The sequence below is a fragment of the Streptomyces sp. NPDC091972 genome, assembly GCF_044756385.1.
Taxonomy (GTDB): Bacteria; Actinomycetota; Actinomycetes; order Streptomycetales; family Streptomycetaceae; genus Streptomyces.
On sequence record NZ_JBIVSV010000005.1, the window covers coordinates 237094 to 261749 of the forward strand.

The 24656-nt window shown below is 73.3% G+C and carries 22 protein-coding genes; 11 read left to right on the forward strand and 11 right to left on the reverse strand.

The window, feature by feature from the left end:
- The first annotated feature begins 12 nt into the window (after positions 1–12).
- Both ACIQJT_RS16825 and ACIQJT_RS16830 read left to right on the forward strand, forming a co-directional pair.
- Complete coding sequence (locus ACIQJT_RS16825) at positions 13–786, forward strand: 4'-phosphopantetheinyl transferase superfamily protein (protein ID WP_053852349.1); 774 nt, start codon at positions 13–15, stop codon at positions 784–786.
- On the forward strand, positions 783–1733 hold the full coding sequence (locus tag ACIQJT_RS16830; RefSeq protein WP_365453078.1) for a TauD/TfdA family dioxygenase: 951 nt from the start codon (positions 783–785) through the stop codon (positions 1731–1733). The genes ACIQJT_RS16825 and ACIQJT_RS16830 overlap by 4 nt, the downstream gene beginning before the upstream one ends.
- A 239-nt stretch (positions 1734–1972) precedes the next feature.
- On the opposite strand, the gene ACIQJT_RS16835 is transcribed toward ACIQJT_RS16830, so the two are convergent.
- The 4 genes from ACIQJT_RS16835 to ACIQJT_RS16850 all read right to left on the reverse strand — a co-directional run bounded on the left by ACIQJT_RS16835 (position 1973) and on the right by ACIQJT_RS16850 (position 8204).
- Positions 1973–4414 (reverse strand): ABC transporter permease, encoded by a 2442-nt coding sequence (locus ACIQJT_RS16835; RefSeq protein ID WP_402644079.1) that lies wholly within the window; start codon positions 4412–4414, stop codon positions 1973–1975.
- A complete protein-coding gene (locus tag ACIQJT_RS16840) occupies positions 4408–5145 on the reverse strand; it encodes an ABC transporter ATP-binding protein (RefSeq protein ID WP_365453084.1) in 738 nt (245 codons plus the stop codon). The genes ACIQJT_RS16835 and ACIQJT_RS16840 overlap by 7 nt, the downstream gene beginning before the upstream one ends.
- Before the next feature lie 179 nt (positions 5146–5324).
- Positions 5325–5840 (reverse strand): DedA family protein, encoded by a 516-nt coding sequence (locus tag ACIQJT_RS16845; RefSeq protein WP_402644083.1) that lies wholly within the window; start codon positions 5838–5840, stop codon positions 5325–5327.
- Between the two features lie 531 nt (positions 5841–6371).
- Complete coding sequence (locus tag ACIQJT_RS16850; RefSeq protein ID WP_402644086.1) at positions 6372–8204, reverse strand: BTAD domain-containing putative transcriptional regulator; 1833 nt, start codon at positions 8202–8204, stop codon at positions 6372–6374.
- 376 nt (positions 8205–8580) lie between these two features.
- On the opposite strand from ACIQJT_RS16850, the gene ACIQJT_RS16855 reads away from it, so the two are divergent.
- The 6 genes from ACIQJT_RS16855 to ACIQJT_RS16880 all read left to right on the forward strand — a co-directional run bounded on the left by ACIQJT_RS16855 (position 8581) and on the right by ACIQJT_RS16880 (position 14012).
- Positions 8581–9861: a sensor histidine kinase gene (locus tag ACIQJT_RS16855; protein WP_402644768.1), complete on the forward strand. Its 1281-nt coding sequence runs from the start codon at positions 8581–8583 to the stop codon at positions 9859–9861.
- Between the two features lie 17 nt (positions 9862–9878).
- Positions 9879–10493, forward strand: a complete 615-nt coding sequence (locus ACIQJT_RS16860) for a response regulator transcription factor (protein WP_234358747.1) — start codon at positions 9879–9881, stop codon at positions 10491–10493.
- Between the two features lie 129 nt (positions 10494–10622).
- Positions 10623–11075: a phospholipase gene (locus ACIQJT_RS16865; protein WP_365453094.1), complete on the forward strand. Its 453-nt coding sequence runs from the start codon at positions 10623–10625 to the stop codon at positions 11073–11075.
- An 84-nt stretch (positions 11076–11159) separates the two neighbouring features.
- Positions 11160–12659, forward strand: a complete 1500-nt coding sequence (locus ACIQJT_RS16870) for a DUF2252 domain-containing protein (protein ID WP_365453097.1) — start codon at positions 11160–11162, stop codon at positions 12657–12659.
- A gap of 157 nt (positions 12660–12816) precedes the next feature.
- Entirely contained in the window at positions 12817–13626 is an 810-nt protein-coding gene (locus tag ACIQJT_RS16875) for a J domain-containing protein (RefSeq protein WP_402644090.1), read from the forward strand.
- A gap of 56 nt (positions 13627–13682) precedes the next feature.
- Complete coding sequence (locus ACIQJT_RS16880) at positions 13683–14012, forward strand: rhodanese-like domain-containing protein (RefSeq protein WP_365453797.1); 330 nt, start codon at positions 13683–13685, stop codon at positions 14010–14012.
- Between the two features lie 173 nt (positions 14013–14185).
- Here the strand turns inward: ACIQJT_RS16880 and ACIQJT_RS16885 are convergent, their stop codons facing one another.
- The 6 genes from ACIQJT_RS16885 to paaA form a co-directional block, all read right to left on the reverse strand.
- On the reverse strand, positions 14186–15328 hold the full coding sequence (locus ACIQJT_RS16885) for an acyl-CoA dehydrogenase family protein (protein WP_402644092.1): 1143 nt from the start codon (positions 15326–15328) through the stop codon (positions 14186–14188).
- A 158-nt stretch (positions 15329–15486) separates the two neighbouring features.
- Positions 15487–16545, reverse strand: coding sequence for a 2Fe-2S iron-sulfur cluster-binding protein (locus tag ACIQJT_RS16890; protein WP_402644095.1), 1059 nt, complete (start codon positions 16543–16545; stop codon positions 15487–15489).
- Entirely contained in the window at positions 16545–17069 is a 525-nt protein-coding gene (paaD, locus tag ACIQJT_RS16895; protein ID WP_402644098.1) for a 1,2-phenylacetyl-CoA epoxidase subunit PaaD, read from the reverse strand. The genes ACIQJT_RS16890 and paaD overlap by 1 nt, the downstream gene beginning before the upstream one ends.
- Entirely contained in the window at positions 17063–17821 is a 759-nt protein-coding gene (gene paaC, locus ACIQJT_RS16900) for a 1,2-phenylacetyl-CoA epoxidase subunit PaaC (protein WP_402644101.1), read from the reverse strand. Before paaC ends, paaD begins: the two co-directional genes overlap by 7 nt.
- A complete protein-coding gene (gene paaB / locus ACIQJT_RS16905) occupies positions 17818–18105 on the reverse strand; it encodes a 1,2-phenylacetyl-CoA epoxidase subunit PaaB (RefSeq protein WP_029386333.1) in 288 nt (95 codons plus the stop codon). The genes paaC and paaB overlap by 4 nt, the downstream gene beginning before the upstream one ends.
- Positions 18102–19169, reverse strand: a complete 1068-nt coding sequence (paaA, locus tag ACIQJT_RS16910) for a 1,2-phenylacetyl-CoA epoxidase subunit PaaA (RefSeq protein ID WP_402644105.1) — start codon at positions 19167–19169, stop codon at positions 18102–18104. The genes paaB and paaA overlap by 4 nt, the downstream gene beginning before the upstream one ends.
- Positions 19170–19485: 316 nt before the next feature.
- Here paaA and ACIQJT_RS16915 point away from each other — a divergent pair, with 316 nt between their 5' ends.
- The 3 genes from ACIQJT_RS16915 to ACIQJT_RS16925 are packed head-to-tail and all read left to right on the forward strand — an operon-like array spanning position 19486 to position 22780.
- Positions 19486–20562 carry a DUF5819 family protein gene (locus ACIQJT_RS16915; protein ID WP_402644107.1) on the forward strand — a complete coding sequence of 359 codons (1077 nt, stop codon included), beginning with the start codon at positions 19486–19488 and terminating at the stop codon, positions 20560–20562.
- Entirely contained in the window at positions 20559–22034 is a 1476-nt protein-coding gene (locus tag ACIQJT_RS16920) for an HTTM domain-containing protein (protein ID WP_402644110.1), read from the forward strand. Before ACIQJT_RS16915 ends, ACIQJT_RS16920 begins: the two co-directional genes overlap by 4 nt.
- Positions 22031–22780 (forward strand): TrmH family RNA methyltransferase, encoded by a 750-nt coding sequence (locus ACIQJT_RS16925; RefSeq protein ID WP_402644114.1) that lies wholly within the window; start codon positions 22031–22033, stop codon positions 22778–22780. The genes ACIQJT_RS16920 and ACIQJT_RS16925 overlap by 4 nt, the downstream gene beginning before the upstream one ends.
- Here ACIQJT_RS16925 and paaN read toward each other — a convergent pair.
- Positions 22777–24468 (reverse strand): phenylacetic acid degradation protein PaaN, encoded by a 1692-nt coding sequence (gene paaN, locus ACIQJT_RS16930; protein ID WP_402644117.1) that lies wholly within the window; start codon positions 24466–24468, stop codon positions 22777–22779. The two genes, ACIQJT_RS16925 and paaN, sit on opposite strands and share 4 nt — an antisense overlap.
- Positions 24469–24656 lie beyond the last annotated feature (188 nt).

Genomic DNA, 24656 nt, shown 5'->3' on the forward strand with positions numbered 1-24656 from the left:
CGGACTGAGGCGATGACCGCCGCATACGAACAGCTCAGGGACCACGACGCGGTCCACATCTGGCGGGGGCGGGCGCCCGACACGCTCGCCCCCGGCGCCACCGACCTGCTGTCGGACGACGAGGCCGCGATGGTCCGGCGGCTGCCGGAACCCGCCGCGGCACGGTACGCGGCGGCCCACGCGGCCGTGCGCCGGGTGCTCTCCGGCTACCTCGGCGTGCCCCCGCGCGAGGTGGTCCTCGGCCGCCGCCCGTGCCCGCGCTGCGCCCACCCCGAGCACGGCCGGCCCCGGATCGACTGGCCGCCCACCGAACTGGACTTCAACCTCTCGCGCTCCGGCCCGCACTGGCTGCTGGCCGTGGTCGTCGGCCACCAGGTGGGCGTCGACCTGGAGGACGACCGCACCCTGGACGTGGAGGGCGCGTCCCGGTTCGTGATGAGCGCCTCCGAGCTCGCCCACATCCTGTCCGCGCCCGGCGGCCCCGCCCGCACCCACGCCTTCTTCCGCTGCTGGACCCGCAAGGAGGCCGTGGTCAAGGCGGTCGGCGTCGGCATCATCACCGACCTCAGCGAGGTCGACGTACAGCCGGCGAAGGACGGCCCGGTCCTGGTCGCCCACACCGAGCCCACCGGCCCGGACAGCTGGGTGGTGGAGGACCTGCCGGTGGTCGACGGGGTGTTCGCGGCCCTGGCCCGGGAGGCGGGCGCCACCGGGCCGGTGGTGTTCCGGCGCTACGACCAGGACCTGGCAGAGGAGACACGGACGAGAGAGGTACTGGTCCCATGACCACCATCGAGGACACGACCGCCGTCGCGTACACGGCCGAGCCCGGCACTTCGGTGCACGACTACATCCGCGAGCACCGCGACAAGCTCCGCGCGGTCCTCGGCGAACGCGGCGCGATCCTGCTGCGCGGCTTCGAGGTCGGCGGTGTCGACGGCTTCGACGGGGTGGTGCGCGGCTTCTCCGGCAGCGCCCCGCTGACCTACGCCGAACGCTCCTCGCCGCGCTCCACCATCAAGGGCCAGGTCTACACGTCCACGGACTACCCGGCCGACGAGGAGATCTTCCTGCACAACGAGAACTCCTACCAGGCCGTCTGGCCCAACACCCTGTACTTCTACTGCATCGAGCCCGCCCTCACCCAGGGCGCGACCCCGCTCGCCGACATCCGCGAGGTGCGCCGGGCCATCGATCCGGCGGTGCGCGAGGAGTTCGTGCGGCGCGGCGGCTGGCGGGTGGTGCGCAACTTCCACGCCGACTTCGGGGTGCCGTGGCAGGAGGCGTTCAACACCACCGACCGGGACGCGGTCGTGGAGTACTGCCGGGCCAAGGGCATCACGGCCGAGTGGCGGGCCGACGGCGGCCTGCGCACGACGGCGATCCGGCCCGTGGTGCACACCCATCCCGGCTCCGGCGAGGAGGTGTGGTTCAACCACGCCACCTTCTGGCATGTCACCTCGCTGGCCCCCGAGGTCCAGGAGGGGCTGCGGGAGATCTTCGACGACGAGGACCTGCCCACCAACACCTACTACGGTGACGGCGGCCGCATCCCCGACGAGACCGTGGCCCATCTGCGCGCCGCCTACCGCTCGGCGACCACCCGCTTCGACTGGCAGCGCGACGACGTCCTGATCGTCGACAACATGCTGGCCGCTCACGGCCGTGAGCCGTTCACCGGCCCTCGGAAGATCGCGGTCGCGATGGCGGAGGTGTACGACCCCGCGGCCTGATCTTTTGTGCGCCGAACGACGGCCGGTCGCCCCCGACTTGGGGCGACCGGCCGTCGTTTCACGTGAAACATGCCCCGGACGGCCGCTGCGGACCGGTGTGTGAACGAAGAGAGCACGACGGCCGGGTCGCCCTGCGAGGCGGCCCGGCCGTCGTTCCGCCCGGGGGCCCCGGGGTGGGCCCGCGAGCGGGGTGGCGCCGACCGGGACGGGGGAGGTACCGATCGGCGCCGGTCAAGGGGTCACTCCCGCATGCCGGCCAGCTCCACCGCCCGGCGCCGCATGGCCAGCCCGGCCGGGGCCACGGAGAACACCACCGCGAGCACGGCACACGCCCCCACGGTCGCCCCGAGCTCCGCCCACGGCATCTCCACCGGGCTCCACACCGACAGCAGACCGAGCGCGCTCCACATGCCCGCCAGGTTGAGCCCGGCGACCAGGAGTCCCAGCACCCCGCCGACCACGACGACCATCAGGGCCTCGCCGGCGACCAGCCGCAGCACCTGCCACTGGGTGGCCCCGGCCAGCCGCAGCACGGCCAGGTCGCGGACCCGGTCGGAGGTCGCCATCACCATCGTGTTGGCCAGGGAGATCCCGGTGTAGAGCAGGGCGATCCCGAGGACCAGCATGAAGCCGTACCGGGTGGTCCGGTTGGTCTCGGGGTAACTGGCCCGCACCCACTGGTCCTTGGTGAGGACGCGCCCGCCCGTCTCGGCGAGCGCGGCGGCCACGGCGGCCCGGTCACCACCGTCGGCCACGGTCACGTCGACGCGGTCGACGCTCGCGCCGGGGGCGTTGGCGGGGGTGACGTAGGCGCCGTTGTTGCCGGTGCCGGTCGTCATCACCGCGGCGATCCGCAGTGACTTCTTCGTGCCGTCCCCGAGCCACACGTCGACGCGCTGTCCGACGGTGTGCTTCTCCCACTCCTCGTTGACGATGATCGAGTCGTCGTCGAGGTCGGTCACCTTCCCGGCGGCCAGCGGCAGGTGCACGGTCTCGGCGAGCGGGCCCGCCTCCGCCGCGCGGGCCTCGGACTTGATGAGGGCGACGCCGTCCTCCAGGACGTACACGGCACTCGACGAGGTGGCCGAGACCACGGCCCCCTCGACCGCTTCGAGCTTCCGCACGGTCGCCGCGTCGAACCCGGCGTCCCCGGCCGGGGTGACGACGAAGGAGGCCGCCGTCTGCTCCCGTGTCTCGGTGGCCTTCGCCTCGTTCAGCGTGGCCGTGGCGCCCAGCAGCGAGCCCGCGAGGGCCACGGTGACCAGGACGGGGGCGGCGACGGCCGCCGTGCGGCGGATGCCCGCGGCCGCGTTCTCCCGCACCAGCATCCCGCCCGCGCCGGGCAGTTGGGCCGGCAGCCAGGCGATCAGCCGGGTGAGCGGCCGCACCAGGACCGGCGCCAGCAGCGCGATCGCGGTGATCAGCAGCATCGGACGGCTCACATACGTCTTGCGGTGCAGCAGCTCGCCGGGGTCGGAGACCAGGGCGAGCCCCAGCGTCACCGCCGCGGTCAGCAGCAGCCCCGCCCCGAACAGCCAGCGGCCCCACGTCATCGCCTTGGTGTCCACGGACGCCTCGCGCAGCGCCTGGGTGGGCCCGGTGCGGCCGGCCCGCCAGGACGCGGCGATCACGCCGAGCAGCGCGACGAGCAGACCGGTCCAGAAGGCCATGTGGTACGGCCAGGTGAAGTCGCCGATGGTGAACCACTGTGGAGCGAGACCCCCGTCGACCACCCACGCGGCCAGCTTCGGGGCGCCGTACGCGCCCAGCACACAGCCCGCCGCCGACGCCAGCACGCCGACCACCAGGGCCTCCGCGAACACCATCCGCCGGACCTGGCCGGGGGTGGCACCCGCGGTGCGCAGCAGGCCGAACTCCCGGCGGCGCTGGGCGACCGCGAAGGCGAACGTCGAGGCCACCACGAACACCGACACGAACGCGGTGACCCCGCCGGCCGTGCCGAACATGGCGTTCATCGCGGTGAGCGCCTCGCTGTCGCGGTCCGGATCGGCGTCGGCGAGACGGCGGTCGGTGCCGGTGAGGACCTGGAGATCCTGGCCGGCGACGGCCGCGCGGACCTCCGCCGCGTCCGCCCCGACCACCAACTGTGTGCTCTTCGGCGCCAGTTCGGCGGCCCGGGCGTCGGTCCAGAAGACGGCGTCCTCGAAGCCGCGCGAGGCGACGGTGCCGACCACCGTCACGGTGCCGCGGTCGGTCCTGACGCGCTCACCGGGCCGCGCCCAGTCGCCGCTGACGACGACCTCGCCGGCCGCGCGCGGAGCACGGCCCGCGTCGATCGCGTACGGCGCGAAGGCGGCCGTGGACCAGGGGTGCCCGACCAGGTCGCCGGGGCCCTTCGCGGCCCGCACCGGGAAGGACCGGTCCTCGACGACCGGGCCGAGCCGCCGCAGGTGCGCCACGGTCTCCTCCGGCACCGCGCGCGGGTGGGCGAGCTTCTGGGTGCGGTCGCCGATCGAGGTCGGCACCGACAGGGTGTCCTGCCCCTGGACGACGACCGGTGCCGTGGCGAACCGCTCCGGCTGCCGCTCCGGCGCGTCCAGGGAGGAGGCGAGGGCCAGGCCCATCACCGCGAGCAGGGCGACACCCAGCGACAGCGCGACGAAGCTGCCGACGAAGGTGACCCAGCGGGTGCGCAGGGTGCGCAGGGCGACACTCAGCACGGCACGGCCTCCAGCTTGGTCATGCGCGCGGCGATGTCGTCCGCGCTCGCGCCGATCAGCTCGCCGTTGACGCGGCCGTCGACGAGGAAGACCACACGGTCGGCGTAGGAGGCGGCCACCGGGTCGTGGGTGACCATGATGATCGTCTGGCCCTCGCGGTCGACCATGGAGCGCAGCAGGGCCAGCACCTCACGGCTGGTCTGCGAGTCCAGGGCGCCGGTCGGCTCGTCGCCGAACAGGACCTCGGGGCGGGTGATCAGCGCGCGGGCCAGGGCGACGCGCTGCTGCTGGCCGCCGGACATCTCGGTCGGCCGGTGCCGGGCGCGGTCGCCGAGACCGACCTGCTGGAGCACCTCGCGGACCCGGGACTTCGCGACCCGCTTGCCGGCCAGACGCAGCGGCAGGGCGACGTTCTGCTCGGCGGTCAGCGAGGGCAGCAGGTTGAACGCCTGGAAGACGAACCCGATGCGCTCGCGGCGCAGCAGCGTCAGCTTGGTCTCGCTGAGCTTGGTCAGCTCGGTGCCGCCCACCGCGACCGAACCCGAGGTGGGCCGGTCCAGTCCCGCGGCGCACTGAAGGAGGGTCGACTTGCCGGAACCGGAGGGGCCCATGACGGCGGTGAAGGTGGCCCGCGGGAAGGAGAGGGAGACCTGGTCGAGGGCCGTCACGGCGCTGTCGCCCGACCCGTAGCTCCTGCTGACGGAGCGCAACTGGATGGCGTCGTTGTTCATCTGTCCCAACTCGTTCGGTGTCGGTCCTCCCGCGCACCTGGGCGGGACGGAGGGTTCGGGGCTCGGGGAGCCGGCGCCGGCACGGCCATTGTGGGCGGGGCCGGGGTGCCGGGTCCGGTGTTGCGCGTGGCAGGTGGCTGCCGTGGCAAGAGGCTGCGCGGGCCGCAGCCGGGGCGGCGTCACCCGGGTCCGGCGGGCCCGATGACGTAGCCGATGAGCACGAACGCGGGGGCCCACACCGCGCTGCTGACCACGGACCACAGCAGATAGCGGCGCAGGGGCATGCGCAGCGCCCCGCACAGGGTCGGCACCAGGGTCCGCAGCACCGCGGTGAAGCGGCCGACGAACACCGCGCCGGCGCCCCGGCGTTCGATGAGCCCGAGGGCCCGTTCGGTGTACCGGCGCCGGCCCGCCCGGGCCCTGAGCGGTGCCAGCACCCGGTTCTTCCAGTGCCACCCGACCGCGTATCCGGCCAGGTTGCCGAGGACCGCCCCGGCCAGCGCGGTGAGCAGCGCCGCCTCGACCGTCACATGGCCCTGCCAGGCGAGCATCCCGCCCAGCACGACCGCCGTCTGCCCCGGCAGCAGCACGCCGATCACCGGCAGGGCCGCCTCCAGCGCGGGCATCAGCAGCACCACGGCGAGGATGCCGACACCGCCGTGCGCCGCCATCTGCTCCGCCAGCCAAGCCGTCATCCGGGTGCCGCCTCTCTCGTCCTCACGGTGACTCCACGAAACCGCGTGGAGACCCTCGGACGCAGTGCGGCAGGGACGAGACTTGGGGTAGGGCTGGGCATACCCACCGAGCTCGGGCGAACTCCCCGGGAGCGCTCCGCGGAGTGCGCTGCGGGGTGCGCCGAGGAGTGCGCTGCGGGGGTCACCGCTGGGTGCACGGCAGGGTGTCGACGGAATACGTCGCGGGGTGCTCCGCGGGGTTCACCGCTGGGCGTTCACCGGCAGCCCACCGCGGCTCCTTCACGGGTCCGAGCCGCCCACCGCGGACTTCACCGCGGCGCGGCCCACCACGGTCCGCCACGGGATGCACCGCCGGGAGCACCGCAGGGTGCCGACGGAGCTCGTCGCGAGGGGCGCTCCGCGGGGTGCACCGCAGGGCATCACCCGGAGTCACCGCAGGCTGCACCACGGGGCCCACCACGATGCACCGCCGGTGCACCGCCGGGGAGCGGATCGACTCGCGTAGCGTGCGGTCCCGGTGGTGGAGTGGGCTCACCCCGCCGCCGTCAGCCGTCTGTCGGAGCCCGTGCCGGCGGTCTCCGTCACCGCCGCCAAGCGGACCAGTTCGTGGAAGCGGTACCGCGGACGGCCCTGAGCGTCGATGCCCGCCATCTCCAGCAGCGCGCCCTCGACCAGCCGTTCCAGCAGTTCCTCGGCCGTGTCCTCGGCCAGCCCGGCCTCCACGCCGGCCTCGGCCGCGGTGAACGTTCCGCCGGCGGGCGTCGCCAGCGCACCCGCGAGGTCCCGCTCACCGTGCGGCCGGGACCGCAGCGCCGACCCGAGGACGCGGCTCACGTCCAGGTCGCCGGTGCGCAGCTCGCCGAGGCGCAGCGCGGGGTCGGCGAGCCGCCGGGCCAGCCTGGCCGCCGGCCGGTGCGGCCGGGCGGCGAGCCGGACCCCGGCGGCCCGCAGCGCCAGCGGCAGCCCGGCACAGGCCCGCACGATCACGTCGGCCGCCTCCGGCTCGACCACGATCCGGCTGTTCCCGGCGATCGCCGCGAGCAGCGCGAGGGAGTCCGAGGACCCCATCGGCTCCAGCACGACGGTGCGTGAACCGGGCACGGCCGTGAGCCGGTTGCGGCTCGTCACCAGCACCGCCGCGTCCGTCGTGGCCGGCAGCAGCGCGTCGAGCTGGAGCTCGTTGGCCGCGTCGTCCAGCAGGATCAGAAGCCTGCGGCCCGCCGTCCGGGTGCGATAGCGGTGGATGAGGTCGTCCAGCCGGTCCGGGGCGTCCGGCGCCGCCATGTCCTCGCTGCGTTCCCCGAGCGCCCGCAGCAGCCGTACGAGCACCTCGGCGGAGTCCTTGACCGTGCCGTCCTCGTTCCGCAGCCGGGCGTGCAGCAGCCCGTCGGGGAACTCCCCGGCCACGGCGTGCGCCACCTGGAGGGCGAGGGCGGTCTTGCCGACCCCGGCCATCCCGGTGATCAGCAGGCGCCGCGGGCGGAAGCCCGAGGAGCGGCCCGCCGGCGCCAACCGCGCGCACAGCTCGGCGAACTCGCCCCGCCGGCCGGTGAAGTCGGCGGTCGCGGGCGGCACCATGACCGGCGGCGACACCACGGACACCGGACCGCCGGCGGGCGGCTGCGGGAGCATGCTCAACTCCCCGCTGAGCACCGCCTGGTAGGTGGCCGTCAGGTCGGGCCCCGGGTCCACCCCGAGTTCCTCGGCGAGCACCCCGCGCCCCTCGTGGAAGACCCGCAGCGCCTCGGCCTGCCGCCCGCACCGGTACAGGGACGTCATCAGCTGGGCGCGCAGTCGCTCCCGTACCGGGAACTCGGCGACCAGGCCGGTCAGTTCGGAGACGACCCGCTGGTGCCGGCCCAGGGTCAGGTCCGCCTCGATGCGGTGCTCCAGGGTGCTGGTGCGGGCCTCCTCCAGGCGCGGCAGCTCCGCCTCGGCCAGGTGGGGCGTCACATTGGCCAGCGCCGGGCCCCGCCACAGCTCCAGCGCCCGCCGCAGCGTCTCGGCCGCGTCCTCGAACCGCCGCTCCTCCAGCGCCCGCCGGCCCAGCCGGTCCAGCCGCTCGTACTCCAGGACGTCGACATGGGCGCCGGCCGCCGTCAACTGGTAGCCGGGCTGGCGCCGGACCAGGTCGACACCGGGGCCCAGCAGTTTTCGCAGCCGGGATATGTAGGTGTAGATCTGCGCGTTCATGGTGGCGGGCGGACTCCACCCCCACAGCAGTTCGCTCAGCCGTCCGTCGCTCACCACCCGTCCCCGGGCGAGCAGCAGTACGGCGAGAACGGTGTGCACCTTGGAGCCCGACAGCGCGATGCGCCGGGCCCCGTCTCTCGCCTCCACCGGTCCGAGAAGCTGGAATTCCACGTGTGACTCCCCCATCTCGTGCGGCCACGGCCCGTGGAGCGGCCCGGCCGGCGCGGAACGCCGAAGCGTTGTCCTTTGGCCATTGTTCGCACCGCACGTTGGCGGAATTGTGCCTTCAATTTGGCAGCAGGCTGCCGTGGCAAGAGCCTGCGAGCGGCCGCCCGTGACCCGTCGTGGGGCAGCCGAGATCGCCGTACGACGTCCCGCGCGACCCTGCGGCGGACTCGCGTCCCCGCGCTGACCTGGCCGGATCGCGTCGTTCCCGGCGCCGGGGGTAGGGCTGGCCCTACCCCCGGCCCGCCCTCTGGACCCATGGCAGGCCGCCCGGCCGCCCTTCTACGGTGATCCCATGCACCCTCGGAATGTGTGGCAGGCCATGTCCCGGCCGGGCTTCCTGCTGTCGGCGTGGCCCTGGCGCTCGGTCTGCTACCTGCTGACCGGCGCGGTCACCGGTGTCCTCGCCCTGGTCGGGCTGGTGACGCTGGCGGCCGTCGGCGGGGCGCTGGCCATAGTGCTCGTCGGGCTGCCGCTGCTCGTCGTGCTGGCCCTCGCCGGCCTGCCGGTGGCCTGGGCGGAACGGCGCAGGCTCGGCCTGGTCGACCTCGACCCGGCACCGGACCCGCACCAGCCGCCGCCCGCCGAGGGACTGGTGTCCTGGCTGACGACCCGGCTGAAGGAACAGGTCACCTGGCGGGAGCTCGCGTACACCGTGCTCTTCGCGGGTCTGCTGTGGCCGCTGGACGCGCTGGTGTTCACGGTCGCGCTGCTCTTCCCGGTCTCCATGGCCGCCACCCCGCTGCTCATGGCCACCGTCGGCGAGGGCCGTGAGACGAAGGTGCTCAAGCAGTGGACGGTCACCACCTGGCCGACGGCCTTCGGGGTCGCCGTGCTCGGCCTGCTGCTGCTGGCCCTCGGCGCCTACGTCCTCGGCGTCGCGGCCGGCGCCCGCGCCGAACTGACCCGGCTGCTGATCGCCGACCGGGACGGCGACCTGGGCGCCCGGGTCGTCGAACTCAGCCGCTCCCGGGTGCGGTTGGTGGACGCCTTCGAGGCGGAGCGCCGGCGTATCGAACGCGATCTGCACGACGGCGCGCAGCAACGCCTGGTCGCCCTGACGATGACGCTGGGCCTGGCCCGTCTCGACGCCCCGCCGGGGCCCCTCGCCGACCAGCTCGCCAAGGCCCACGACGAGGCCGGCAAGGCCCTCGCGGAGCTGCGCGAACTCATCCACGGCATCCACCCGAAGGTCCTGGCGGACTACGGCCTCGGGGCGGCCGTGGCCGACGCCGCCGACCGCTCCGTGGTCCCCGTCGACGTGGACCTCCCGCTGCCGGGCCGGTTCGAACAGGCGGTGGAGGCTGCCGCGTACTTCGTGGTCTGCGAGGCCCTCGCCAACATCGCCAAGCACAGCGGGGCGAGCCGCGCGCAGGTGCGCGGCGGGCACTCGGGCGGGCGGCTGGTCCTCGAGGTGCGCGACGACGGCCGCGGCGGCGCCGACGCCTCGGCGGGCAGCGGACTGACCGGACTCGCGGACCGGGTGTCCGTCCTGGATGGCAGACTCTCCCTGTCCAGCCCGCCGGGCGGACCGACCCTGCTGCGTGTGGAGTTCCCTTGCGAGGTGACCGAGTTGAGCGAGGCGGCCGATCGCTTCGCGTAGTCCTGGCCGAGGACAGCGTGCTGCTGCGCGAGGGCCTCATAGGCCTGCTCGGCCGCTGCGGCCACGAGGTCGTGGCGGCCGTCGGCGACGCCCAGGCGCTGATCGCGGCGGTCGAGGAGCACGGCCCGGACATCGTGGTCACCGACGTCCGGATGCCGCCCGGCTTCCAGGACGAGGGCCTGCACGCGGCGGTCCGCCTGCGGGAGAGCCGCCCCGCCCTGCCGGTGCTGGTCCTCAGCCAGTACGTGCAGCGGACGTACGCCTCCGAACTCCTCGACTCCGGCGACGGCACGGGCGTCGGCTACCTGCTCAAGGACCGTGTCGGCCAGGTCGAGGAGTTCGTCGACGCGCTCGCCGAGGTCGCGGACGGCGGCACGGTCGTGGACCCCGAGGTCGTACGGCAGTTGCTGCGCCGGCGACGCGATCCGCTGGAGCGGCTCACCCCGCGCGAGCGGGAGGTGCTGGCGCTGATAGCGGAGGGCAAGTCCAACGGCGCCATCGCCCGCGAACTCGTCGTCTCCGAGGCGGCGGTGGGCAAGCACATCGGCGGCATCCTGACGAAGCTGGACCTGCCGCCGGCGGACGAGACCCACCGGCGGGTGCTGGCGGTCCTGGCGTATTTGCGGGCGTGACCGAGTCCTGTCCGGGCCCGGCCCACCACGTATAGCTGCGTCATGCAGACGGCATAGAGCCTCCGCGTCTTCTGGGCCACGCCCCGGCGAATCCCCGCCGGGGCGTCCCCGTGCCCGGAGGAAGAGCCCATGCGCAGTCGTCTCGCCGCGCCTCTGTTCACCGCCGCCCTCGCCGTGACCGCCGTCCTGGTACCGGCCTCCACCGCCCAGGCCGCCCCCGCCGACAAGGCCGCCGTGCTCAGCAGCTGGACCCAGACCGACGCGAGCAGCTACAACGCCTTCTTCGCGGCCCGCGCCAACCAGGGCGCCTGGAGCGCGTACGGCTTCGACTGGTCGACCGACTACTGCACGACCTCCCCCGACAACCCCTTCGGCTTCCCGTTCGCGAACGCCTGCGTCCGTCATGACTTCGGCTACGGCAACTACGAGGCGGCCGGCACCTTCGACGCCAACAAGGCCCGCCTGGACAACGCCTTCTACGCCGACCTCAAGCGCGTGTGCGCCACGTACTCGGGCGTGAAGAAGGCGTCGTGCGACGCGACCGCGTGGACGTACTACCAGGCGGTCGACAAGCTGGGCTGAGCACCGGGACGGCCTGTGCGCCACCGCGGAGTTGCACAGGGTCTGACGCGTTTCGGCTGGTGGTTGTACGGTCGGCACGAATTGATGATCCTGCGAGACACGGGGGAGGCGGTCGCGGTGACCGAGGCCGAAGCGGAGACCACGGCCGGTGCGGGGGCGAGCGAGACGTCGGCCGGCACGTCCCCCGACGCGTCGGCCGGGGCCCGGCGGCCCCTGGTGCGCGGCTTCGCCCAGTGGCCTGTCGAGGGCTCGCCCAAGAAGAAGGGCAAGGCACTGCGGGAGAGCGTCCCGCGCAGTGCCCACGCGGCGCTCGACCTCGACATCGCCCGGCCCGGCGCGGTCGACGCGGTGCAGGAGTCGAACCGGGGCCGCCTGCCCGAGCTCACGCCGATACGGGTGGGACGGATGGCGGCCACACCGTTCGCCTTCCTGCGCGGCTCGGCCGGCCTCATGGCGTACGACCTCGCCCGCACCCCGATGACCAGGATCCGCGCCCAGATCTGCGGCGACGCGCACGCGGCGAACTTCGGCCTGTACGGCGACGCCCGCGGCGGCCTGGTCATCGACCTGAACGACTTCGACGAGACGGTCCACGGCCCCTGGGAGTGGGACCTCAAGCGGCTCGCCGCCTCCCTGGTCCTCGCGGGCCGGGAGACCGGCGCCGACGAGGACACCTGCCGCGCGGCGGCGCACGGGGCGGTGGGCGCCTACCGGCGCACCATGCGGCTGCTGGCCAAGCTCCCGGTGCTGGACGCGTGGAACGCCATCGCCGACGAGGAACTCGTCTCCCACACCGACGCCCACGACCTGGTCGGCACCCTGGAGCGGGTCTCCGAGAAGGCGCGCGCCAACACCAGCGGGCGCTTCGCGGCACGCTCCACGGAGCTCACGGAGGACGGCGGGCGGCGCTTCGTGGACGCCCCGCCGGTGCTGCGCCGGGTGCCCGACGAGGAGGCCGCGGCGGTGGCCGCCTCCCTGGAGCACTACCTGACCACGCTCTCCGAGGACCGCCACCCGCTGCTGGCCCGGCACGCGGTGCACGACGTGGCGTTCCGCGTCGTCGGCACCGGCAGCGTCGGCACCCGTTCCTACGTCGTGCTGCTGCTGGACCACCGTGGCGAACCGCTGGTCCTCCAGGTCAAGGAGGCGCGGGCCTCGGCCCTCCTGCCGCACCTGGCCACCGCGGGCTTCGACACCCCGTCGGTCGACCACGAGGGCCGCCGGGTGGTCCTCGGGCAGAAGCGGATGCAGGTGGTCAGCGACATCCTGCTGGGCTGGACGACCGTCGAGGGCCGTCCCTTCCAGGTCCGCCAGTTCCGCAACCGCAAGGGCAGCGTCGACCCGGCCGCCCTCTCCGCCGACCAGATAGACGACTACGGCCGGATGACCGGCGCCCTTCTCGCCCGCGCCCACTCGCACAGCGCCGACCCCCGCCTCATCGCCGGCTACTGCGGCAAGAACGACGAGCTCGACGAGGCCGTCGCCACCTTCGCCGTCACCTACGCCGACCGCACGGAGGCGGACCACGCGGAACTGGTGACGGCGGTCCGCACGGGGAGGGTGGCTGCGGAGACGGGTGTGTGAGGAGGCCACGGGGGCCCTCTCGCCGGGCGCTGCTGCACCCGCCTCCGGGGTGCGGGGAACCGCGCGACCAGCACCGACGCCACCCGCACCCGCCCGACCACCTGACCCGGCACCCCGGATGGCGCCCGCCTCGCACCGGCACGGTTACGCTGTCCGGATGACGTCCCCGGAGACCGACGGCCCCGCCGCCGCAGGCACCGCGCGGCTGGAGCGGGCCGTGCGGGCCGCGGAGCAGGCGCTCATCGAGTACGAGATCGCGGTGGAGACCTTCCGCATCGAGGTGGAGAACTTCTCCCGCCTGCACCACCAGAAGCTCGGCCCCATGTACACCCGCCTCGACGAGCTGGACGCGCAGATCGCGGAGATCCGGGCCGCCCGCAGCGGCGACCCCGAGGATCTGCGCAGGGCGGAGGAGGCCCGCGCCCGCGTGCTGCCCATGCCCGGCGTCGAGGAGCTGTTCCACGGCTGGATGGACGGGGAGGGCCTGTTCCCGGAGGCCGCCGCGATGCTCACCGACCAGCCGGTGCGGCCCCCGCAGCGGGTGCGTCCCAGCGACGAGGCCCGCAAGCTCTACCGTGAGCTCGCCCGCAAGGCCCACCCGGACCTGGCCCAGGACGACACCGAGCGGGCGCGCCGCGAGGAGTTCATCACCCGGGTCAACGGCGCCTACTCCCGCGGCGACGAACCCCTCCTGCGCGAACTGTCCGAGGAGTGGGCCGCCGGTCCCAAGCCGCCGGAGCAGGGCCCCACCCCCAGCGAGGAGCTCTACGCCCGCCTCGAATGGCTCGCCCAGCGCAAGGAACTGCTCTCGGTGGTCGCCCGGGAGCTGGAGGAGAGCGCGATCGGTTCGATGCTCCGGATGGCACCGGACGACCCGGACCGCCTCCTGGAGGAGATCGCCGAGAAGCTCCTGGCCGACGTCTCCACGCGCGAGGCGGAGCTCGAAGAGCTGCTCGCGCAGGAGTGACCGGCCGGCTCCTCGGGACGTCGGGTAGCGTCGGCTTCATGAATTTCGGTGCTGGTGTGCCCACGGTCCAGGTCACGGACCTCAAGGACGACGATTTCCTGCTGGACGTCCGGGAGGACGACGAGTGGCAGGCGGGTCACGCCGAAGGGGCGCTGCACATCCCCATCAGCGAGTTCGTGGCCCGCTACGGCGAGCTGACCGAGGCCGCCCCGCAGGACGCCCGCGTCCATGTGATCTGCCGGTCCGGCGGCCGCTCGGCCCAGGTCACCATGTACCTGGCCCAGCAGGGCGTCGACGCCGTGAACGTCGACGGCGGGATGCAGTCGTGGGCCGAGGCGGGCCGCCCCGTGGTGACCGACGACGGCCGCCCGGGCTTCGTGCTCTAGCCATCCGCGGTCCGCGGTGTCCGGCCTGCGGTCCGTGGGCCGTGGTCCTCGGCGGGCCGGGGGCGAGCGCTCAGCTGTTCCCGCCGCGCCGGGGTTCGGTCGTGACGGCTTGCGCACGGCAGGCGGGCCCGCCCGTCGGCCGGCCCCCCGGGGCGGGGCCCCGCAATGCCGCCTCAACCCAAGGGATGCGCCGCCAGCAGCTCGCCCAGCGCCTCCTCGTGCGCCGCCGCCGGACCGAGCGACAGCTCCAGGTGCTTGGCCCAGGCGTGGTACCGGTGCAGCGGGTAGTCGACATCGGCGCCGAATCCGCCGTGCAGATGCTGTGCCGTCTGCACCACCCGCCGTACCCCCTCCGATGCCCAGATCTTCGCCACGGCCACGTCCCCCGCGACCGGCAGCGTCCCCCGCGCCCCCGAGGCGAGCCGCCAGGCGGCCTGCCACAGCGTGACCTCCATCGCGCGCAGGTCGATGTAACGGTCGGCGGCCTGCACCGCGACCGCCTGGAAGGTGGCGACCGGGAACCCGAACTGCACCCGCTGACCGGTGTACTCGCTGGTCATCCGCAGCACCCGCTCGCCCAGTCCGAGCGCCAGCGCACAGGTGCCCGTGGTCAGCAGGTCCCGCAGCCACTCCCACGCGCCCTCGACGTCGATCACGTCCCGGGCGGCGATCCGCACCGACTCCAGCCGCAGCTCGCCGAGCCGCTCCCCGCTGGTGGAGAACTGCTCGCCGAGCACGACCCCCTCATGGACCCGGGGCACCAGCGCGAGCACGGTCCGGCCCCCGGCCGTGTGCGCCGGTACGACGACGAAGTCCGCGTCGTACGCCCACGGCACCGCCGTCTGCACGCCGTCCAGAATCCAGCCGGGCTCCTCCCCCTCCTCCCGCCGTGCGGTGACGGCGAGTTCGGCCGGATCGTGCCCGGTGCGGCCGCTCGAGGCGACGGTCAGCACGATCTCCCCGCGCCCGGCCCGCTCCAGCAGCGCCCCCCTCAACTCCGGGCCGCCGTAAGCCTGTACGGCCGCCATGGCCGCACTGTTCTCCAGCAGGGGAACCCGCGCCAGCACCTTCGCCGCCTCACGCAGCACCAGGCACAGCGCGACGGCGTCCAGCCCCGCTCCGCCGTACTCCTGATCCGACAGCAGGCTCAGCAGGTCCGCGTCGGCGAGCCTGGCCCACAGGGCGCGGTCGAACTCGTCGGCCACGGCACCCGTGGTCAGCGCCGGAGACGGCACCGCGTCCGGCGCTACGCCGGCGAACACCCCCCGCGCCGCCTCGGCCGCCGCCTGCTGCTCCTCGCTGAAGGTGAAGTCCACGGTCCCTGTCCTTCCGACGGGTCGGCAGATGGGTCGGCAGATCGGGCCACGACCTGACGGTCCGTCAAGATAGAACAGGTTCTAGAAGAAGGGAACGGGCAGCGGACGAGGGGTAGCCGGCCAGGGGTGTTCTCCGACAGTCGGGCTCCGGCAGCTCCTCACCTGTCGAAGTCCAGCTCCACCTTCTCCGTCACCGGATGCGACTGGCACGCCAGCACATAGCCCGCCTCGGTCTCCTCCGGCTCCAGCGCGAAGTTGCGCTCCATGCGCACCTCCCCGGACACCAGGAAGGCCCGGCAGGTCCCGCACACCCCGCCCTTGCAGGCGTAAGGCGCGTCGGACCGGTTGCGCAGCACCGTCTCCAGCAGCGACTCGCCGTCCCGGACGGGCCAGCTCCCGCCGCGTCCGTCGAGCCGGGCGGTCACCGTGCTGTGCGCGGGCGCGGGAACCGTCTGCGCCGGAGCGGCCCCCGCGTCCACGTGGAAGATCTCCTCGTGGATCCGGGTACGGGCGACCCCGAGCTCACGCAACGCCCGCTCCGCCCCCTGCACCAGTCCGAACGGCCCGCACAGGAACCACCCCGCCACCCGGTCCACCGGCAGCAGCGCGGGCAGCAGACCGGTCAGCCGCTGACGGTCGAGCCGCCCGGACGGCAGCCCCGCCTGCTGCTCCTCCCGGGAGAGCACCGTGACCAGCTGGAACCGCTCGGGGTGGCGGTCCTTCAGGTCGGCGACCTCCTCCAGGAACATCGTCGACGCGGACGTACGGTCGCTGCGGATCAGGCAGAACCGGGCCTCCGGCTCCCGCGCCAGCAGTGTCGACACGATCGACAGCACCGGGGTGATACCGCTGCCGCCGACGATCGCCGCGTACAGACCGGGCGCCGGGTCGAGGGTGAACCGGCCCGCCGGCGTCATCACCTCCAGCTCGTCGCCGACATTGATCTCCTTGAGCGCGTACGTCGAGAAGGCGCCGCCCTCCACCAGCCGCACGCCGACCCGCAGTTCGCGCGGTCCCTCGCCGTCCGGGGCCGGGGAGCAGATGGAGTAGGTCCGGCGTATCTCCGTGCCGTCGGCCGTGCGGCGCAGGGCGAGATGCTGTCCGGCGGCGTGCCGGAACTCCTCGCGCAGCTCGGGCGGCACGGTGAGGGTCAGGGCCACGGAATCGTCGGTGAGCCGGTCGACCGCGGCCACCGGGAGCGGGTGGAAGCGGGCCATCACAACTCCTTGAAGTGGTCGAACGGTTCACGGCAGACCAGGCACCGCCGCAGCGCCTTGCACGCGGTGGAGGAGAACCGGCTGAGCAGTTCGGTGTCGGCGGAACCGCAGTGCGGGCAGACGACGGCCTCCAGCTCCGCGTCGCGTGTCCGCGTCGGGCCCAGTCCCACCGGGACCGGACCGGCCGCCGTCACACGCGGTGGCGCTATGCCGAACTCCCGCAGCTTGCGGCGTCCTTCGGCCGTGATGTCGTCGGTCGACCAGGCGGGCGCGAGCACCGTGCGGACGGTGACCTCCCGCACGCCGTGCTCGTGCAGCACCCGCTCTATGTCGCGGGACATCGCCTCGATCGCCGGGCAGCCGGTGTACGTCGGGGTCAGTTCGACCTCGACCGAGTCCGACCCCCGGGCACGCACCGCGCGCAGCACGCCCAGCTCGCGCAGGGTGAGCACGGGCAGTTCGGGGTCGGGCACCGAGCCGGCGAGTGCGAACAGCTCGGTCTCCAGCGGGGTGAGCGTCACCATGACGCCCCCGGGTGACTGCGGTGCAGGTGCTGCATCTCGGCGAGCATCCGGCCGAAGGACTCGGTGTGCAGGCCCTGCCGTCCCGCGCCCGCGGCCCACGCGCCCGCGCGCGGTCCTTCGGGCACGCTCAGGGTGGCCCGGCGCAGGACGTCCCCCACCGACGCCAGCCAGGCGGCCTCCAGACGCTCCTCGTCGACGTCCACCCCCTCCACGGGCTGGAACATCTCGCCGGTGAACCGCCACAGCGCCTCGCAGGCCCGCCGCATCCGCGCGTGGCTCTCCTCGGTGCCGTCGCCGAGCCGCAGGGTCCACTGCTCGGCGTGGTCGCGGTGGTAGGCGACCTCCTTGACGGTCTTGGCGGCCAGCGGGGCGAAGGGGCCGTCGCCCGCCGCCAGTTCGGTGTGGAGCAGGTGCTGGTAGGTGGAGAAGAAGAGCTGGCGGACGATGGTGTGCGCGAAGTCGCCGTTGGGTTGCTCCACGAGCTGGAGGTTGCGGAAGGCGCGCTCCTCGCGCAGATACGCCAGCTCGTCCTCGTCACCGGCCATGGACAGCAGCACCCGGGCCTGGCCGAGCAGGTCGAGGGCGATGTTGGCGAGGGCGACCTCCTCCTCCAGGACGGGGGCGTGGCCCGCCCACTCGCCGAGGCGGTGCGACAGCACCAGCGCGTCGTCGCCCAGGGCGAGGGCGGCCGTCGCGGGAACCGGCGTGGACAGGGGCGCGGCGGTCCCGGCCGCCGTCTCGGGCGCGGTCACAGGTGCTTCACCCCTTCCGGGATCTCGTAGAACGTCGGGTGCCGGTACGGCTTGTCTGCGGCGGGCTCGAAGAACGGGTCCTTCTCGTCGGGCGAGGACGCCGTGATCGCGGACGAGGGCACCACCCAGATCGAGACGCCTTCGCCGCGCCGGGTGTACAGGTCCCGTGCGTTGCGCAGGGCGAGCTCCGCGTCCGGGGCGTGCAGGCTGCCGGCGTGGGTGTGGGAGAGGCCGCGGCGCGAGCGCACGAAGACCTCCCACAGGGGCCAGTCGGTGGTCGTCATGCGCGTGCCGCTCCTGTCTCGCCGGTGTGGTTCGCCGTGTGCTTGTCCGCCGTGTGCTTGTCCGCCGCGTGCTTGTCCGCGCTGTGCTTCGCCGCGTGGGCCGCGGCCGCCTCCCGCACCCAGGCGCCCTCGTCGTGGGCTCGTCGGCGCTGGGTGATCCGCTGTTCGTTGCACGGTCCGTTGCCCTTGAGGACCTCCTTGAACTCCGTCCAGTCGATCGGGCCGAAGTCGTGGTGCCCCCGCTCCTCGTTCCACCGCAGCTCCGGGTCCGGGAGCGTGAGGCCCAGGGACTCGGCCTGGGGGACGCAGATGTCGACGAAACGCTGGCGCAGCTCGTCGTTGGAATGGCGCTTGATCTTCCAGGCCATCGACTGCGCGGAGTGCGCGGACTCGTCGTCGGGCGGGCCGAACATCATCAGGGACGGCCACCACCAGCGGTCCACGGCGTCCTGGGCCATGGCGTGCTGCTCGGGCGTGCCCTTGCTCAGGGCCAGCAGCAGTTCGTACCCCTGGCGCTGGTGGAAGGACTCCTCCTTGCAGATGCGGACCATCGCGCGCGCGTACGGGCCGTAGGAGCAGCGGCACAGGGGGACCTGGTTGGTGATCGCGGCGCCGTCCACCAGCCAGCCGATGGCGCCGACGTCCGCCCAGGTCAGGGTGGGGTAGTTGAAGATCGAGGAGTACTTCTGGCGCCCGGAGTGGAGCTTGTCGAGGAGCTCGTCGCGGCCGGTGCCGAGCGTCTCCGCCGCGCTGTAGAGATACAGACCGTGCCCCGCCTCGTCCTGGACCTTGGCCATCAGGATGGCCTTGCGGCGCAGGGAGGGCGCGCGCGTGATCCAGTTCGCCTCCGGCTGCATGCCGATGATCTCGGAGTGGGCGTGCTGCGCGATCTGGCGCACCAGGGTCGCGCGATAGGCGTCGGGCATCCAGTCACGCGGCTCGATCCGCTCGTCGGCGGCCACCGCGGCGTCGAAGGCCCTCTGGTACGCGGTGGTGTCGCCGACGGCGCCCGCAGCGCCGTACGTCTGTGTGCTCGCCGTCTGTTGCGCGGCTGCTGTCGCCATGAGGCCCCCTCGACCTGGGCTCCGCCGGAACCTGCTCCCGACCGATCGTTCGGTTCGTGCGATTCCATGGTGTGCCGGGCGCCGTAAGGTGTCAACCGCTGTGGAAAACCCACGCGACAGCCTGTGGAAAACCGAGGCCGTAGTGAGAACGGCCACGGCGGGGCCGTTCGGAAGGGGCTGTGCGGGGCGGTCGGGGTGAGTACCGTGCCGTGCAGCCAACCGCGGCGGCGAGGCGGGTGCGGGCGCCGGCCACGGGGTGCCGCCGCCTTCCGCGGCCGGGCGGCGGTGGACGGACCGGAATCGGGAACGGGGCGGAATGGACGCGTACGACGGAGGCTCGGACGCCCGGCGGCGACCGGGCGCTTCGAGCGGGCCGGACGGCCCGGGCGGTGCCCCCGAGCCCGAGCCCGGGCCCGGGCCCGGTTCTTCCGGCGGACCGGAGGTGCTGGGTGAGCCGGACGGGGTGCTTGAGTCGGACGTGGCCGGTGAGCCGCACGTATCGGAGGGGCCGGGAGTGCCGCGTGTTCCGGGCGTGCCGCGTGTTCCGGGCGTGCCGCGTGTTCCGGAAGTGCCCGGGGAGCCGGACGCTCCACTCACCGAGCCGCAGGAGTCGGCACCCGAACCGAACGCCGAGGCCCTCGCCCCCCACCCCTCCGACCTCGCAGCGATACGCACAACCGCCCCGCCTCCGGCCGCCCCGCCTCCGGCCGCCCTCCCCCCGACCGCTCCGCCCCCGCCCGCCCCGCCCGTCGGCGTCGCCGCCCTCTCCCTGCGCTACCAGATCGCGGTCGTGCTGGCGCTCGCCGTCGTCGCCGTAGCCGTCTGCGTGCACGTCGGGATGGTGTTCCTGCACGTCGCCCCGCCCAACACGGTGACCAAGCAGCACGGCAGGGCGATCGACGACTGGGTCTATCCCGAGTTCGAGCAGAACTGGAAGCTCTTCGCGCCCAACCCGTTGCAGCAGAACATCGCGGTGCAGGTCCGGGCCCGGATACGGAGCGCCGACGGCGGCAGCCGTACGACCGGCTGGTACGACCTGTCCGCCCAGGACGGCCGGGCCGTCGACGGCAACCTGCTGCCCAGCCACACCCAGCAGAACGAACTGCGCCGCTCCTGGGACCTCTTCGTCGCCACCCACGGCACCGACAACCGCCCGGTCGGCCTGCGCGGCACCCTGTCCGAGACGTATCTCCGCCGCATCGTGGTACTGCGCCTGGAACGTGACCACGTGACCGCGCCGACCGGCACCCTCGTGAGCGTCCAGGTCCGCTCCCGGACCTCCACCGTGCCCCCGCCGAAGTGGAGCGAGGAGAAGGTCACCGTGCAGCCCGTCTACCGCGAACTGCCCTGGTGGCCCGTGACGGCGGACGACACCGAGGGGAGCGCCCGGTGAACCGGTTCGCCCTCGCGGTCTCCCACGGCATCGCCCGCGTCACCGAGGCCGCCCTCGGCCCCTACCAGACCGCGATGATCCGCATCGGCTTCAGCGCCACCTGGCTGCTGTTCCTGCTGCGCGAGTTCCCGCACCGCCAGGAGCTGTACGGCCCGGACGGCCCGTGGAGCTGGAACCTCGCCGAGCAGCTGATCTCGCTCAACGGCGCGTTCACGGCCCTGATGTGGTCGGACGGCCAATTCTGGTTCGAGACGGTCTACGTGCTCGCGGTCGTGTCGAGCCTTCTGCTGCTGCTCGGGTGGCGCACCCGCACGATGTCCGTGCTCTTCATGGTGGGCGTGCTCTCGCTCCAGAACCGCAGCGTCTTCATGGGTGACGGCGGCGACAACGTCCTGCACCTGATGTGCGTCTACCTCGTCTTCACCCGCTGCGGCCAGGTCTGGTCGCTGGACGAGCGGCGGGCCCGGCGCACGCGGCAGGCACACGCGCGTGGCGAGCACGTCGTGGACCGCGTCGGCCCGGCCCTGTGGGCCGTCCTCGGGCTCGTGCTGGTGTCGGCGGCCTTCCTGGACAAGCTGAACGGCGACTGGCTCGTCCCGGCGATCCTGTGGGCCCTGTGGCTGGCGCAGGCAGTGTGGTGGGCGGTCGGGAGGTTCTCCCGGTCCGGACAGTCGCGGATCACGCTCGACGTCGTCGCCAACGTCGTCCACAACGGTGCCCTCCTCGTGATCATGGCCGAGGCCTGTCTCATCTACGCGACGGCGGGCTGGTACAAGATCCAGGGCTCTCGCTGGCAGGACGGCACCGCCGTCTACTACCCCCTCCACCTGGAGTCCTTCTCCCCGTGGCCCGCCCTCGCCGACCTGCTCTCGGCGAACGGCGTCATGGTGATGCTGGTGACGTACGGCACGGTCGCCGTACAGGTCGCCTTCCCGTTCACGCTGTTCAACCGGCGGGTCAAGAACGTCCTGCTGGCCGCGATGATCACGGAGCACGCGGTGATCGCGGTCGTCCTCGGCCTGCCGTTCTTCTCGCTGGCGATGATCGCCGCCGACTCGGTCTTCCTGCCGACGACGTTCCTCCGCCGGCTCGGCGACGGGGCCGCACGCGTGCGTGCACGGCTGCGGGCTCGCCTGGCGGGCGGGGCCGGCACGGGGCGACAGGCTCCCGTCCGGCCGCTCCCGCCGACGCAGCCGGGAGCCACGGCGTCCTTGCTGACGGAGCCGGCAGTCGCGGCGACCTTGCCGTCGGAGCCGGGAGCCCCGAAGACCCCACCCGCCCCGATGGAGCCGAGTGTCCTGCCGACGGAGCCGGGCGCCGCGCAGCCCCCGCCGCCCTCCCACCGTCCGGCCGATCACTCCGGCGCCCCGGAGAACCCCGCCCACGGCCCCGAGAACCCCACCCACCGCCCCGGCGACCATCCCGGCGACCCCGAGAACCCCGATCCCCGCCACGTAGGCTTCCCCGCATGACGACCGGCCCCGACCCCGTGACCCTGTGGCACCGGCTCGCCGGCACCTCCGTGCTGCTCGACGGCTTCCACGCCCTCAAGCACGCCGTGCGCTTCGGTGCCGAGATCCCGGTGGCGGTCGCCGTCGACCGGGGCGCCGCGCTCGCCCTGGCCGAAGAGCTGGCGCCGGACGTACGGGACACCCTGGACGCGCTGCTCACGCAGGTCCCGGAGTCGGCGTACACCTCACTCGTGCCGCGCCCGCATCCCACGGCGGTCGCGGCCCTGGCCGTACGGCCGTCCCGGGCCGACCGTCTCGAGACGCTCGCGCACACCCCGCGCACCGCCCCGGTCGTGGTCCTCGACAATCCCCGCAACCTCGGCAACGCCGGGGCCGTGATCCGCCTGGCCGCGGGTTTCGGGGCGACCGGGGTGGTCACCACGGGCACGCTCGACCCCTGGCACCCGACCGTCGTACGCGGTGGGGCCGGACTGCACTTCGCGACCGCAGTGGAGCGCCTGACGGTCGCCGAGCTGCCGCCAGGACCGGTGTTCGCCCTGGATCCGGAGGGCGACGACATCCGGGGGGTGAAGCTCCCGGACGACGCCGTCCTCGCGTTCGGCTCGGAGCGCAGCGGGCTCTCGCCCGAACTGCGCGCGCGTGCCGATCATCTGGTGGCGCTGCCGATGCGCCCCCAGGTCTCCAGCTACAACCTGGCGACGAGTGTGGCGATGACGCTCTACCACTGGAGTCTCGGCGGCTCCTAGGCCTCCCGGCGCACCTCGACCACCCGGAACCGGTTGGCGACGAACGCCCCGTCGCACAGCGCGGAGTTGGCGGCCGGGTTGCCGCCCGAGCCGTGGAAGTCGGAGAACGCGGCCGTCTGGTTGACGTAGACCCCGCCGACCAGGTTCAGCGACAGCTGTGCCGCCTCCTCCAGGCAGACCTCCTGGACGGCCTGCTCGACCTGCTCGTCGGTGGTGTACGCGCCGACCGTCATCGCGCCCTTCTCACGGATCGTGCGCCGCAGCAGCTCCACCGCGTCGGCGGCCGAGTCCACCGCGACGGCGAAGGAGACGGGCCCGAAGCACTCGCTCATGTAGGCGGCCTCGTCGTCCGGCTTGGCCCCGTCGAGCTTGACGATCACGGGTGTGCGCACGACCGCGCCCGGGAACTCCGGGTGGGCGACCTCCCGGGAGGCCAGGGCGACTTCGCCCAGGCCCGCCGCGGCCTCCAGACGCGCCTTCACGTCCGGGTTGACGATGGCTCCCAGCAGCGCGTTCGCGCGGGCGTCGTCGCCGAGGAGGCCGTCGACCGAGCGGGCGAGGTCCGAGACCACCTCGTCGAACGTCTTGGGGCCCTCGTCGGTGCGGATGCCGTCGCGGGGGATCAGCAGGTTCTGCGGGGTGGTGCACATCTGGCCGCTGTACAGGGACAGCGAGAACGCCAGGTTGGAGAGCATCCCCTTGTAGTTCGCGGCCGACTCCACGAGCACCGTGTTGACGCCGGCCTTCTCCGTGTAGACCTGCGCCTGGCGGGCGTTGGCCTCCAGCCAGTCGCCGAACTCCGTCGAGCCGGTGTAGTCGATGATCCGGATCTCCGGGCGGGTGGCCAGGGTCTTCGCGATGCCCTCACCGGGGCGCTCGGCGGCGAGGGCCACCAGGTTCGGGTCGAAGCCGGCCTCGCTCAGGACGTCCCGCGCCACCTGGACGGTGAGCGCCAGCGGCAGCACCGCGCGCGGGTGCGGCTTGACCAGGACCGCGTTGCCGGTGGCCAGGGAGGCGAACAGGCCCGGATAGCCGTTCCACGTCGGGAAGGTGTTGCAGCCGATGACCAGTCCGATCCCGCGCGGGACGGGCGTGAACTGCTTGGTGAGCGCGAGCGGGTCGCGCTTGCCCTGCGGCTTGGTCCACTCCGCGGTGTCGGGGGTGCGGACCTGCTCCACGTATGCGTAGGCCACCGCCTCCAGGCCGCGGTCCTGGGCGTGCGGGCCACCCGCCTGGAACGCCATCATGAACGCCTGGCCGCTGGTGTGCATGACCGCGTGCGCGAACTCGTGGGTGCGGTCGCTGATCCGCTTGAGGATCTCCAGGCACACCACCGCGCGCATCTCCGCGCCCGCGTCCCGCCACGCCTTCTGGCCCGCCTTCATCGCGGGCAGCAGGACGTCCACGTCCGCGTGCGGGTACTCGATGCCCAGCTCGATGCCGTAGGGCGAGACCTCGCCGCCCACGAAGCCGTCCGTGCCGGGCTGGCCGAGGTCCAGACGGGTGCCCAGCAGGGCGTCGAAGGCGGCCTTGCCCGCCGCCATGTCCAGGCTGCCGTCCTCGCCGTAGGCCTTGGGGTGCTCCGGGTGCGGGGACCAGTACGCGCGGGTGCGGATCGCTTCGAGCGCCTGGTCGAGCGTGGGCCGGTGCTGGGCGATCAGATCGTGGGCGGTCAGTTCGGCGGCCATGCGGGACCAACTCCTCGTCTTTCGAACTCTTCGTCGAGCTCATGACCTGGGCAGAAACATGGGCAGGATTGTCAGAAGATGTGGCGCGAAGCGTCTCGTTCAGGGTGGTGGTGGGCGACGGGCGGGCAGTCAGAGTTAGAGTAACCGAACGATCGGTCGGGACAAGGGGGTCCGCCGCATCTGTGGAA